At 71.1% G+C, this 13,780-nt stretch carries 9 protein-coding genes; 5 read left to right on the top strand and 4 right to left on the bottom strand.

Annotation, left to right across the window (positions count from 1 at the left end; genetic code table 11):
• Positions 1–43 precede the first annotated feature (43 nt).
• Positions 44–2,209, top strand: coding sequence for an aminodeoxychorismate synthase component I (pabB, locus tag IU476_RS27765; RefSeq protein ID WP_324194361.1), 2,166 nt, complete (start codon positions 44–46; stop codon positions 2,207–2,209).
• Positions 2,210–2,281: 72 nt separating this feature from the next.
• On the top strand, positions 2,282–3,898 hold the full coding sequence (locus tag IU476_RS27760) for a TerD family protein (RefSeq protein ID WP_195105002.1): 1,617 nt from the start codon (positions 2,282–2,284) through the stop codon (positions 3,896–3,898).
• Between the two features lie 719 nt (positions 3,899–4,617).
• On the opposite strand, the gene IU476_RS27755 is transcribed toward IU476_RS27760, so the two are convergent.
• From IU476_RS27755 to IU476_RS27740, 4 genes are all read right to left on the bottom strand, one after another.
• Positions 4,618–5,448, bottom strand: a complete 831-nt coding sequence (locus tag IU476_RS27755; protein WP_195105000.1) for an alpha/beta fold hydrolase — start codon at positions 5,446–5,448, stop codon at positions 4,618–4,620.
• 244 nt (positions 5,449–5,692) lie between these two features.
• Positions 5,693–6,724 (bottom strand): NAD-dependent epimerase/dehydratase family protein, encoded by a 1,032-nt coding sequence (locus IU476_RS27750; RefSeq protein WP_195104998.1) that lies wholly within the window; start codon positions 6,722–6,724, stop codon positions 5,693–5,695.
• A gap of 25 nt (positions 6,725–6,749) precedes the next feature.
• On the bottom strand, positions 6,750–7,022 hold the full coding sequence (locus tag IU476_RS27745) for a hypothetical protein (protein WP_195104996.1): 273 nt from the start codon (positions 7,020–7,022) through the stop codon (positions 6,750–6,752).
• Entirely contained in the window at positions 7,019–8,695 is a 1,677-nt protein-coding gene (locus IU476_RS27740; protein WP_195104994.1) for a fatty acid CoA ligase family protein, read from the bottom strand. The genes IU476_RS27745 and IU476_RS27740 overlap by 4 nt, the downstream gene beginning before the upstream one ends.
• Positions 8,696–9,208: 513 nt before the next feature.
• Here IU476_RS27740 and IU476_RS27735 point away from each other — a divergent pair.
• From IU476_RS27735 to IU476_RS37130, 3 genes are all read left to right on the top strand, one after another.
• The gene (locus IU476_RS27735; protein ID WP_195104993.1) at positions 9,209–10,255 is read left to right on the top strand and encodes a 3-oxoacyl-ACP synthase III family protein; all 1,047 of its coding nucleotides are present in this window, start codon (positions 9,209–9,211) and stop codon (positions 10,253–10,255) included.
• A 3-nt stretch (positions 10,256–10,258) separates the two neighbouring features.
• Positions 10,259–11,200, top strand: a complete 942-nt coding sequence (locus tag IU476_RS27730) for a hypothetical protein (protein WP_195104992.1) — start codon at positions 10,259–10,261, stop codon at positions 11,198–11,200.
• A 266-nt stretch (positions 11,201–11,466) separates the two neighbouring features.
• Positions 11,467–13,518 (top strand): helix-turn-helix transcriptional regulator, encoded by a 2,052-nt coding sequence (locus tag IU476_RS37130; RefSeq protein WP_195104991.1) that lies wholly within the window; start codon positions 11,467–11,469, stop codon positions 13,516–13,518.
• Positions 13,519–13,780 lie beyond the last annotated feature (262 nt).

Raw genomic sequence — 13,780 nt, 5'->3', positions numbered from 1 at the left:
GCCGCCCGGGGGCCGCGCACGACACCCCGGGGCGGTCCTCCCGGTGACCGTTCCACCCCTGCGCACACTGCTCGTCGACAACTACGACTCGTTCACCTACAACCTCTATCAGCTCATCGCCGAGGTGAACGGCATCGAGCCGGTCGTGGTCCGCAACGACGAGCCCGACGTGCCGGACCTGGCGGGCTTCGACAACATCGTCATCTCCCCCGGCCCGGGCCGCCCGGACGTCCCCCGCGATTTCGGCATCTCGCGCCGGCTCATCGCGACGGCCGACCTCCCGCTGCTCGGCGTCTGCCTCGGTCACCAGGGCATCGTGCTGGCGGCGGGCGGGACGGTGACCGAGGCGCCGGCCGCGCGGCACGGGTATCCGGATCGGATCGCCCACGACGGTCGCGACCTGTTCGCCGGCCTACCGGACGGCTTCACGGCGGTGCGGTACCACTCGCTGTGCGCGGGGCGGCCGCTGCCCGACGCCCTCGAGATCACCGCGACCGCCTCCGACGGCGTCGTCATGGGGGTGCGCCACCGGGACCGGCCGCAGTGGGGCGTGCAGTTCCACCCCGAGTCGATCTCCAGCGAGCACGGGGCGGCGATTCTCCGAAACTTCGGTGCTCTCACCAGAATTCACCGATCCGGGCCGCATCGCGCGGGCGGTACAGCCGTGGCGGCGCAAACGACTGGGAGCGCGCCGTCGTCCGGGCCCGCCGATCACGATCCCGCCGAGTTGACGGTGTTACACGAGGTGGTGGAGCGGGCGGTCGACACCGAAGCGGCCTTCACAACGCTGTTCGCCGGGGCGGAATCCGCGTTCTGGCTGGACAGTGCGCACGTCGAGGCGGGTCTGGATCGGTTCTCCTTCCTCGGCGACGCCTCCGGCCCGCTGGCCGAGATGGTGCGGTACCGGGTGGGCAGCGGGCGCGTCGAAGTGGAGTCGCGGGCGGGACACCGCACGGTCGCGGGCACCGTGCTGGAGTATCTGTCGGAACGGTTGCGGCGCAGGGCCGTTCGATTGCCCGACGTGCCGTTCGATTTCGCGGGCGGGTACGTCGGGTATCTGGGTTACGAGGTGAAGGCCGAGTGCGGTGGGGTCGCGGCGCACCGCGCGGCCACGCCCGACGCGCAGTGGATCTTCGCCGACCGCGTGCTCGTCGTGGATCATCTCGCCAACCGCACCCACCTCATCGCCCTGTCCGACTCGGAACACCTTGCGACCCAGCGGGATTGGCTCACGCGAACCCGGGCGACCGTCGGCACTGTGCCCAATTGGCGGAACCCGGTACCGCAGCAGGCCGCGGGCATCGGTGCGGTCTCGGCGGACGACCCCGCGACCGCACCGCGCCACACCGGCGACGGCATCGATTCGGGCCGGGGACGCGAGCAGTACCTCGCCGACATCGCCGTCGTACAGGCCCAGCTGCGCGCCGGGGAGACCTACGAGGTCAACCTCACCGACAACGTCCGGGTCGCCGACAGCGGCGACGGCCTGTCGGTGTATCGCCTGCTGCGGCGCGGCAATCCGGCCCCGTACGCGGCCTTCCTGCGCTTCGGCGACCTCGAGATCGCCTGCTCGTCACCGGAGCGATTCCTGAAGGTGGACCGGGACCGCGTCGTGGAGAGCAAGCCGATCAAAGGCACCGCACCGCGCGGCCACTCCCCCGACGCCGACGAGAACCTGCGGCGCGCACTGGAATTGGACCCCAAGACGCGCGCCGAGAACCTGATGATCGTGGACCTGCTGCGCAACGACCTGGGCCGGGTGTGCGAGGTCGGCAGCGTGCACGTCCCCGAGCTCATGACCGCCGAGACCTACGCGACCATGCACCAGCTGGTGTCGACCGTGCGCGGCCGACTACGCCCCGGGGTGGACGTGATCGGTTGCCTGCGTGCGTGTTTCCCCGGCGGTTCGATGACGGGCGCACCCAAGCTGCGCACCATGGAGATCATCGACGGCCTGGAAACCGAAGCGCGCGGGGTGTATTCGGGCACCATCGGCTTCCTCGGGCTCGGCGGCACGGCCGACCTCAACATCGTCATCCGCACGGCGGTCCGATACGGCGGGTACTGGCAGATCGGGGCGGGCGGGGCCGTCGTCCTCGACTCCGACGCCGCCGCGGAGCACCACGAGATGCTGCTCAAGGCCGCCGCCGCCCTCGGAGCCGTGCGCGCCGCCGGCGCGGCGAATCCCACCGCCGTGCAGGCCTCCTAGGGGCAGCCGAAGCCGCCCGCGCCCAGCGCGTTCCGGTCTTGTCGGCACCCCCTGGCATAGTTTCCGACCACGATGACACGCACCCGAGGCTCCACGCCGGTACCGACCTCGCTGCTGACCGTGCTGCTCTCCTGGCGTTCGGAGCACACGGTGCACGCGCATGCCCTGCTGCTGTCCGCCGAGGGGCGGGTGCGCTCGAGTCGCGACGCGGTGTTCTTCAACGCGCCCCGGCACCCGTCGCAGGCGGTCACGCTGGACCAGGAGCCGCAGCCCGGCACGGCGCGACTGTCGGTGTCGCTGCCGCGCACCGAGGCGGAGGTGGCCCGCATCCTGGTCGGCGGCTCGCTGGACGGCGACCTCGCCGAGGTGCCGGGCCTGACCGTGAGTGTCGAGGACGCGGCCGGGCTGGTCGCGCGGGCCGACGTCGCGGCACCGGCGGGCGTGCGGGCCATGGTCTTCGGGGAATTCGAGCGCCGGGACGGGCACTGGTGGTTCAGCGGGGGCGGCACCGGCCGCGCCGGGCTCGCCGAACTCTTCGAAGAATTCGGCGTGGCGGCGGACCGGCAGCTCTCGCTGCACCGGTCCACGGTCGACGATCGGATCGGCGAAATCTGGCCTCCCCCAGCCGAACCCGACCGCGCCGACTGGCACCCGGATCCCGGCGGCGCGCCCGTGCTGCGCTGGTGGGACGGCGCGGAGTGGACCGACTCGACCGCCCCGCCACCCCCGTCGGACTCCCGAGCCTGCGCGCGCTGCGGGCGACGGCGCGGCTGGCGCGTGCTGGGTGCGGCCGCGCCCTGCCGAGCGTGCACCGGCGAGATCGAGGAATATCTGCGCGGCTGGCGGGCCCGCGCGTGGCGGGTGCTCACCGGCGACGGACCGCGCTCACCCGCCTGGGACGACCTGTGGACGGCCCTGCGCTACCGGCGCGTCGAGGTCGACACCGGCCGCGCCGCCCTGCGCGCGCCGGGCCTGGCGTGGCTGGAGCGGCTGACGGCGTTCGCCGGTGCGGACGGCGAGGTCACCGCCGAGGTCGTCGACGATTTCGAGGCGGCCGTCGACTCGCTGCGCCTGACCGGGCCGCTGGTCGACGAGCTGCGCCACCGCCTGCGCCGCGGGCACGCGCTGGCCCGGCTGCGGGCCGGTGAGCTACCGCTCGTGCGCGCCGCCGATCTGCATTTGGACCCGGAGGAACAGGTGCACGTGGATGTGCCCGCGGTACGGATCCGGCAACTCGCGCGCGGACCGAAACGCACTGCGGGACGGCTGATCTGCTCGAACAAGAAGATGCGGTTCGTGGGCCCGGAGGCGGGCGTCGAGCTGCCGTGGTCCCGGATCGTCTCCGTCGCCGCGGGAGCGGGCACCGTCTCGATCTCCGCCACCTCCGCGCGCGGGGGCGCCGAGTTCGAGGTGCCCGACCCCGAGGTGGTCGCCGCCGCCATGGAAGGCGCGCTGCGCGTCGCCAAACGCCTCGCCCTCGCCCCCGGCCGCCGCGACCGCCGCTCCATCCCCCCGGAGATCAAGGCCGAGGTCTGGCAGCGCGACGGCGGCCGCTGCGGCGAATGCGGCGCCACCCACTACCTCGAATTCGACCACGTCATCCCCCTCAGCCGCGGCGGCGCGACCAGCGCGGCCAACCTACAAATCCTCTGCCGCTCCTGCAACCGCACAAAAGGCTCCCGCATCTGAGCAACTCCCTCGCCCAACAGCTACGCCTCCCCGGCATTCCGTCGCGCAACGCCTCCCCGGCTTTCCGTCGCGCAACGCCTCCCCGGCATTCGGTCGCGCAACGCCTCCCTGTCATTCTGTCGCGCAACACCACCCCGGCATTCGGTCGTGCAACGCCTCCGTGTCGTTCCGTCGCGCAACCCTTCCCCGTCATTCCGGCATGCTTTTGGCCGGAATCCACACCCACCACATGCGCACCTGTCCCCGACACCTACCAGCGCTCACACACTCCCCGAATGACAACGACGGCACGCGCAACGCCGGCGATGCGCGAACCGCCACGCAGGTGCACACCGGACGAACCGGGTGCGGAGGTCGTTGCGCTCCGGCCGCGCCGAAAGGCACTGCCGCAGCGCAGGTTCCGTGTGGACGGCCGGTCGAACCCGGATGCGCGCCGCACGCCGTTGTGCCGACACCGCCTCCGACACGTGCGCCATTGCACGCGCCTGCCGTACTCCGGAGCCGAGTCCTCGTGCCGGGAAATACGTCACCCGGCATGGTGACCCCGCTACCTGCCTATCTCCCGAATTCACTGCGAGCCGCCCCTGAAACATCTCGCGCCGATCCCATCCACAATTCCGTCCCACGACCTGCGCGAGGCGGACGCGGACAACCTGCGATTCCTCCAGCGACCCCGCCCTTGTGCAGGCCCACCACACTGCGGGAGCGGGCCGTCGGACTCAGCTGGCGAGCGCGGCGGCGGTGGCGGTGCGGATCGCGCCGGTGACGGTGTCCGGCGACTCCAGCATCACCAGGTGGCCGCAGGACGGGACGGTCAGTGCCTGTACCGGATTGAGCGTTTCGTTGAGGCGGGCGCCGGCCGCGGGTGAGAGGATGCGGTTCTGCTCGCCCCAGATCGTGGTGATCGGCGGGAACGTGGGGCCGGGGCGGAAGCGGTCGAGTTCGCCGAGGCGGTGCAGGTCGCGGGCGATCGCGGCCGCGGGCAGCAGACGCCGCGGCTCCGACCAGCGACGACGCAGATTCGCGACATACTCCGCATCCGCCCCGCGCCCGACCGAACCGAGCTGCTCGCGCACCACCCACCCGGCGGCCACACCCGGCAGCCGGGTGAGCCCGGCCAGCGTGTCGAACCGGACGTGCCGGGCCGCGCGTGCCGTCCACCCGGTCGGCGTGGGGCGCAGTGTGGCGGCGGTGAGCGGGCTGCTGAGCACCAGCGCCCGCACACGCTGCGGATTGCGCTTCGCGTACAGCAGCGACAGCGCACTGCCGAAGCAGTGCCCTACCAGCGTGATGTCGCGCAGCCCGTGCGCCGCGACGAACTCCGACACCAGCCGCAGATAGTTGTCGACGGTGTACCCGCGCTCCGGAATCTCGGAGTCGCCGAAACCCAGCAGGTCCAGCGCGTAGACGGAGTGCCCGTGCCGCAAGGCGCGGAACTGCTCGGCCCAGATGGTGCGGTCACCGCCGATGTTGTGCAGGAAAAGGATCGGATCACCCGACCCGGCGTGGTCGTATGAGATGGATACGCCGTGATAATCGAACACCGGCATCGGGCGCTCTCCTCGTTGAGTAGCGGAGCGGCACTGCCTCTTTCGGCCGCAGGCCGTCGCATCCGACATACCCCGCGCACGGCAGCGCCACCCATACTAGCCGGTACCGTACGTAACACAAGAAGACCGCATGCCCCATCAAACCGGGGCAGCGATCCTGAACCGCTGGTCAGAGCGGTGCGGGCCGCCGCGACGGCAGCCCTGTCACGTCAACGACACTGGCACACCCGCGCCTCCATGCCCGCTAGGCAGGTTCGGGCAGCACCTGCTGGCTGCGCAACCACTTCTGTAACTCGGCCATCCCCCTGTCCCGGTCCATGATCGGCCGATACCCGAGGTCCCGCGCCGCGGCACCGACGTCGTAGGTCCCGGTGCGCGTCATCACGGCCACCGTGTACCGCGACAGCGGCGGCGTCCACCGCGCGGCGACGAACGGTACGCGCCTGAGCGTTTCGATCACCCCGACGATCAGCCCGACCACTCGCGGGTCCAGCTTCCGCGACGGCGGCCGGTACCCCATCTCGCCCGCAACCTGCGCGAGGAACCGCCAGACGTCGGTACGCTCGGCGTCGGCGATGAAATACGCCTTCCCCCCGACGTTTTCGGCCGCCGCCGCCTTGACGCAGGCGTCGACGATGTTGTCGACATGGCACAGCGACGCGTACACGTCCCGCCCGAACGACAGATCGGGCAGCGTGCCCGCCGCCGCCCGCTCCAGCAGTCGCACGATCGGACCGGACCGGTCGCCCGCGCCCCAGATCGCTCGCGGCCGCAGGGCGCAGGTGGTGAAGCCGGGCGCGTTCGCCGCCAGCACCAGCCGCTCGGCGGCGGCCTTGGTCTCGCAGTAGTGGTTCAGGTAGTGCCGCGGGTACGGCACCGACTCGTCGATGTCGACCTGGTCGCCACCGTCGCGTTCCATGAGCGCGCTGGGGCTGGAGATGAACACGAACCGCGACGCGCCGCCCGCGCGGGCCGCCGCCAGCAGCCGTTCGGTCGCGCGGACGTTCTCGATCCAGAACTGCTCGCGGGTGCCGCGCTCGTCCACCCTTGCGGCACTGTGGAATACGACGTCGACCCCCGTCGCCGCGTGTTCGAGCGACGCCGGGTCGGTCAGGTCGCCGGTCACGACGCGTACCCGCGCGGCCGCGTCGCCGAGGTCGCGCAGGTTGCTGGTGGGCCGCACCAGGATCGAGACCTCGTAGTCGCCGTCGCGGACCAGCCGCCGCACCAGCGCGCCGCCCAGGAATCCGGATGCCCCGGTCACCAATGCCTTCATCGCACCTCCCGAATCTGTGGTCGTACTAGTCGGAACGCGGCCGGGTGCGCCACCAGGTCAGGCCGAAGATCTGGGTCATCGCCACGGTCTCCAGCCGCGGCCGGCTGGCGAGTTCGTCGGCGGCCAGCGCGACCGGGATCTGCGCGGCGTGGCCGACCGTGCTGAGGAACATGTCGGCCCACCACAGTGTGCGCAGCGCCCGGCTGGCGGGCGCGCGCCCGGTCAGCGCGGCCGCCAGGCCCACCACCAGATACAGCCAGCCGAGCACCGGAATGGCCCGGAGCACAAAGATTTTCATGATCTCTCCTTCCGTAGCTCGCGCCCCGCCCACACCGCCAGCTTTTCGCGACCGATCTTCGCGTTGTGCCGGATGTCGACCGGGAAGCCCGGGTGGAACAGGAATTCCGTCACCGGTGTCGCGACGTCGAATTCGCTTCGCCGCTTTGCCAATTCGTCCGCGACGCGCGCCTCGTCCGCACCGGGCGCCAACTCCACGCACAGCACCGGCTGCTGCGCGCCGCGGGCGCCCACCCCGACCAGCGCGGTGCGCGCCACCCCGGGCACCGTGTTGAACACCTGCTCGATCTGCACGGTGAACAGCGGCCCGTCGGCGGTGTGCACGCGCTGACTCTTGCGCCCGCAGAACCAGATTCGCCCCTCCTCGTCGATCCGCGCGAGGTCCCCGGTGCGGTGCCAGACGGCCGCTCCGTCGGCGATCTTGCCGATCGTGTTGGCCGCCTCCGGCCAGAGGTAGCGAGTGCTGACGTTCGGCCCGGACACCACGAGTTCCCCGATGCCGCGCGTGCCCGCCAGCTCGCTCTCGCGAGCGCGCACGTCGGCCCAGGTCGGCAGCGGATCGTCGGTGATCGCGACGATCCGCGCGCGGACGTCCTTCGCCGGGCGGCCCACGCACACGCCGTCCCCGCGGTGCGCGCGCTCGACCAGACCGCCCAGCAGTTCCCGCGATTCGATCGTCGACATCGGCAGTGCCTCGGTGGCGCCGTACCCGGCGTACACCCGCACCTCCTCCGACAGCACCCGGCGCAGGCCCGCGATGCACCAGTCCGGCACCGGCGCCCCGCCCGAATAGATGCTCTGCAGGCTCGGCAGCGCCACACCGCGTTCCTCCACGTGGCGCAGCAGCGGGATCAGCACGGCGGGCGAGGCGAACATGGTGCGCACCCCGAAGCGGTTCACCGCGTCCACCACGTGCGCCGGATCGGTGGAACCGACCTGCGACGGGATCAGCGGCGGCAGCACGCAGCGCGCGCCCATCAGCAATTCGAGGATGCCGGCCACGGGTGCGGTGATCAGGGAGGTGCCCGGCGGGATGCGTTCGCGCGCGTCGTCGACCTGGTCGATCATCGCGCTGATGTTCCCGTGCGTGAGCACCACCGCCTTCGCGGGCCCGGTGCTGCCGGTGGTGTAGGCGATCAGCAGCGGATCGTCGTCCGGCGCGGGCGTGCGGTGCGGCGCCCGGCCCGTGGGCTTGCGGCCCCAGCCGTCGAGCGTGGGCCCGCACCAGAACCAGCGGCTGCCGACGGTGACCGCGAGGCGCACCTTGCGGAAGTAGGGCCGGAACACCACGCGCACGGCCTGCGCCTGCGGGACGCCGACGAACGCCTCGGCGTCGGCGGCCTGCAGGCAGCGCAGCATCTTGCGCAGTCCCATACCGGGATCGATGACCACCGGCACCGCGCCGATCTTGAACAGGCCGTAGAGCACGGCGTACAGCTCCGGGCCGGGGGTGACCAGCACGATGGTGCGGGTGCCGTGCGTGACGCCCGCGGCGCCGAACCTCTCGGCGATGGCCTCGGACCAGTCGTCGAGTTCGGCGTAGGTCAGCTGCCGGTAGTCCGGCAGGCCCGCGGCGGTGGTGCCGACCGGATGGATCACCGCCTCCCGATCCGGATGTGCCGCAACGATTTCGCGGAACCGGTCGAGCGCGCGCCAGTAGACCGCGGTGGTCACCTCCGCTCCTCGTTCCGGTTCGCGCGCAGCGATATTCGCACCGGTGCGAGATTCGCGAACGCGGGAATGGGGAATTCACATTTCGGCACAGTGGCCCCCTGAAATTGTCGCGGAATGCGAGAAAGATATCGGTGAGGCTACCGCACAGCGCATCGGGGCGCCACCGGGGTGAGATCGCCAAAACCGTTGTACCACCGTAGTTTACGTGTGTCCCGAGGTACCGTAACAGGTTCCGAGGAAACCCCTACGAACCCCTATGACCAACTAGCCGCGCGGTGCCCGGCGGCCGCCGCCTACCTAGTCTTTTGAGCCGCCGGACGGGAAAAGTACCTGTTACGAGGCGGTTCGGGCCGGTCCTCGTCCGCCTGCCGGGCGGGTTGCCCCTGGTAACGTCGGGTTCGGCATCGGGGCTACTGGACAACGACGGCACCCGGTATCGGAATTTCTGCCGAATACCCTTTCGCCGCACCAGAATTCGACCGCATTCGCGAACAATCCTGAGAGTAGGGGGCCATGCGTACTCGTTTCGAATCGCTGGGTGCGTACACACCCAGCACCGTGCGCTCCACCGAAGACGTGATCGCCAGCATGTCCGTTCCGAGATCGCTGGATCTGGAACGCATCACGGGCGTGAAGAATCGCCACGTCCACAATTCCGACCCGGACGACTACGAATCGTCGTTCGAGCTGGCCCTGCAGGCGATCGACGATTGCCTGCGGCACTCCGACTACCGCGCCGACGAGATCGACGTGGTGATCTCGGTGTCGATCACCCGCTTCCGCGGGCCCGGCCGGCATTGCTACGCACCGTCTTTCGCGCTCATGCTGCGCAACGCGATCGGCGCCACCAACGCGCTGCACTTCGACCTCTCCAACGCCTGCGCCGGCATGGTGACCGGGGTGCTGGTGCTGGACCGGATGATCAAGGCCGGGGTGGTGCGCAACGGGCTGGTGGTCAGCGGCGAGGAGATCACGCCGATCGCCGACACTGCGGTGCGCGAGATCAGCCAGCCCTACGACCCCCAGTTCGCCGCGCTGACCGTCGGCGACGCCGCGGTGGCGGTAGTGGTCGACGACCGCGGCGACGACAACGACGAGATCCACTACATCGAATTGACCACGGCCGCCTACGGCGCCGAGTTCTGCCTCGGCATGCCCAGCGACAAGACGACCGGCATCGCGATGTACACCGACAACCGTCAACTGGCCAGCGAGAAGCGCTACCGGCAGGCGCTGGAGCGGATGTCGGACTTCCTGACCGAGACCGGACGCACCTGGGAGAGCGAGAAATACGACTACTGGATCCACCACCAGTTCAGCGGGCCCGCGATCGAATACATCAGCCAGCTCGCCGCCCAGCATTTCAACACGCCCATGCCGCAGGCGCTCAACGTCCTCGACGAGTACGGCAACACCGCCTCCACCTCGCACTTCCTGGTATTGCACGAACACCTTGCCCAGCAACGGATTCCGCCGGGGTCGAAGGTGCTGTTGATCCCGGAGGCGTCGGGCATCGTCTCCGGCCAGCTCGCCGCGACCATCTCCCGATTGGAGGCCTGATTCGTGAGCACCGCCATCGTTTCCGCCGCGACCTGCGTCGACTCCGACACCGGCAGTTACTTCGAGCTGGCCACCCGCGCCGGACGGGCCTGCCTGGAGCAGGCCGGAGTCTCCCCCGACCAGATCGGCATCCTCGTCAATACCGGTGTCTTCCGCGACAGCAACATCTCCGAACCCGCGGTCGCCGCGCTGTTGCAGCAGCGGCTCGGGATCGGGCTGGAGTACCGGACCGGGCGGGTGCCGGCGTTCTCGTTCGACCTGATGAACGGCGCGTGCGGCCTGGTGCACGCCCTGGTGGCCACGCATTCGTTCCTCGGCTCCGGCGAGTTCGAGTACGCGCTGATCGTCGCGGGTGACGCGCATCCGTCCGTCGAACGGGAGGTCGAGGGCTTTCCCTACACCGCAGGGGGCGCGGCCGTACTGCTGCGCTCGTCGCCGGGCGCGGGCGGGTTCGGCCGCCCGCACACCGCGGAGACCGACGGGGCCGCCGAACCGACCGCCTGGGTCGATCTGCCCGCCGCGGGCACCGCCGGCCGTTCGGCGCTGTCGGTGCGCACCGGAACCGGCGACCCGCTGGCGTACGCCGCCGAGGTGGTGCAAGCCTGCCTCGCCGACGAGGGGCTGGACCGCGGCGACTTCGCCACCGGCAGCGTCGTGCTGCTGGCCCCGGCCCCCGAGCCCGGCTTTCGCGAGCGCCTGGCGTATCGGCTGGGTGTGCCCTCGGCCGCGATCGCCGGGGTCGACCCGGCGCTCGGCGATCCGTACACCGCGGCGCCGGTGCACGCCTACCTGAACGCCGCCGCGGCCGGGCAGCTCGACGCCGCGCGCGCGGTGCTCTTCCTGGCCGCGGACGACAGCTCGGCGGTCTGTCTGGCGTACCGGCCGCAACCACTGGAACCGACCGGTAGTGCCGTCTCGCTACAGACCAAACACATTGACGTGTAGCATGATTCACGCGGTGAGCCGCCGTCGGCCAGGGTGGGCGAGAGCCTCGGCGGCACGCCGATAAACAGTGCACCGGCTGAATCCGGACGCCCTCGCGGGCGTCCACCGCCGCAACGATGCCGCTCCCCCTGCACCAGGTCCCGGTCGGACCGACATTCCCTCAGTCGGGCACATCCGATCGACGAAGGGACTGGAGAATGCAGTGGTCGGTCGCTCGGGACCGAGCCCGAACGCCGGTCGTCGCCGGTGCGCGCGAGCAACTTGCCGTGCGCCCGCGACGAGCGGACGGGGACGAGACAATCACCTCCCTGCTACACGACGGCGATCCGGAGCGGCTGCGCGCGGCCTCGGCGCTGGCGGTGCTGGGAGGTGTCGCCACCGTGCCGCTGGCCGCCGCGCTGGCCGAGCTCGATCCGGATCGAATACGTCAGGTCGTCACGGATTTCACGGAGGTCGGCTGGGCCGAACAGGAGCGCTTCGCGCATCCCGCGATCGCGGCGCGCATCCTGCGCGACGTGCCCGACGAGCAGCGCCGCGAGCTGCACGGCCGGGCCGCGGAGTTGTTGCACCGCAACGGGTTTCCGTGCACGGTCGTGGCCGCGCAACTGGTGGCGTCCGGGGACCCGCGCAGTACCTGGGCCGCCCAGGTACTGGTGGCCTCGGCCGACCAGGCCCTGGCGGAAGACGAGATAGACAGCGCCGCAAAGCAATTGGAGCTGGCTTACCGGGCCAGCCGGCGGGCGGGCAGTCGTGCAGCCATCGCGGGCCGGCTGGTGTCGGTCGAATGGCGGCTCAACCCGTCGACCCGCACCCGCAATTTCGGTCGGCTCAAGGCGGCGCTCTACACCGGCCGCGTGCCCTACGCCGAACTACCCGCGGCCGTGCTGCACATGCTGTGGCACGGCCACGAACAGCACGCCGACCACGCGCTGGCCCGCCTGGAGCGCGGCCCGGCGGGCACCCTCACCTTCAGCCCGCGCGTCGACTTCCTGTGCGCGTGGCTGCGATACACCCATCCGGCCCACCTGGAACGCCATCGCCGGTTGTTCACCGATCGGATCCGGATCGCGGCGAGCAGCGCCACCGACCGGGACTCGCCGCACCGGCAGGCGGCCGATCTGCTCACCGCGCTGACCGTGCAGCATCCGCCGGCCGACCTGGCCGCCGCGGCGCAGCGCATCCTGGCCTGTCACCGGCTCGGGCCCAACACCGTCGAGGTGCTGGTCGCCGCCGTCGACTGCCTGGTGCACACCGACCGCCTCGACACCGCGGACGCCTGGTGCGCGTCGCTGCTGGCCGAGGCCGAGGCCCGGCACGCGCCCACCTGGCGCTCGATCTTCGCCGCCCTGCGCGCGGACACCCTGCTGCGCCGCGGCCACCTCACCGCGGCCGTCGACAACGCCACGCTCGCGTTGAATCTCGTTCCGGCAGAACATCTCGGGGTGTGGGCGGGCCGGCCGATCGCCGTGCTGGTGCGCGCGCTCACCGCGCAGGGCAACCACACCGAGGCGGCGGCCCAGCTGCGCCGGCCGGTGCCGCGGGCGATGCTGGAATCCCGCTTCGCGCTGCCGTATCTCCAGGCCTCCGGTCAGCACTGCCTGGCGGCCGGCCGGCCGGAGGAGGCGCTGCGGCACTTCCGCCAGTGCGGCACCCTGATGCGGCAGTGGGGTTTGGACTTCGCGTGGCTGGTGCCCTGGCGCAACGACATGGCGGTGGCATATCTCGAACTCGGCGAGCGCCGCCGCGCCCAGGCGCTGGCGACCGTGCATCTCGAGCTGATCGGCGGCCCCGAACGCCATCACAGCGGCGGGGTGTCGCTGCGCGTGCTCGCCGCCACCGGGGACGCGCATCGCCGCGTGCCGCTGTTACGCCGGGCGGTCGCGGTGGCCCGGTCGGGCGCCGACGAGCTCGAATTGGCCACCGCGCTCAGCGAACTCGGGCGCGCGCACCGCTCGATCGGCGACACCGACAAGGCCCGTCCCCTGCTGCGCGAGGCGGTCCGGCTGGCCGAAGCGTGCGGTTCCGGGGTCCTGGTGCGCCGGCTGCGCGGCGACCGCGCCCCGAGCAGCCCCGTGCCGCCGCCGCGGGTCCGGGTCACGCCCAGCCGCGTCGACGCGCTGAGTCCCGCCGAGCGGCGGGTGGCCGAACTGGCCGCGCTCGGCAAACGCAACCGCGAGATCGCCGACATCCTCGACATCACCACCAGCACGGTCGAGCAGCACCTGACCCGGGTCTACCGCAAGCTCTCGGTCGCCCGCCGGGGCGAGCTGCGCTTCGTGCTGGCCGTGCGGGAAACGGCCGAATCGGCCGCCGGCTAGGGGTCCCGAGGCCGCGCCGCGTCGAAAATGCCCGGCGCGGCCCGGGATATTTGCGAGCATTATCCCTATTGTCCGGAATTCTCCATTGATTAGCTTTCGCTTCCGGCCGCCGATTCGCGGCATGGTAGCGCACTGTACTGCCACACGGCGAATCGCCCGGGTGATCGGGATCACTGACCCGGCAACGAGCCGCGATGGAAAGCGTTCCCGGAATGTCCGGATGTAGCCGCTGAGTTTCGCCGGGTTCGGCCCGGATTCGCCG

The sequence above is a fragment of the Nocardia blacklockiae genome (assembly GCF_015477355.1).
Classification (GTDB): Bacteria; Actinomycetota; Actinomycetes; order Mycobacteriales; family Mycobacteriaceae; genus Nocardia; species Nocardia blacklockiae.
Note: the sequence above shows the minus strand (reverse complement) of the source record. Positions and strands in the feature narration are given on the sequence as shown.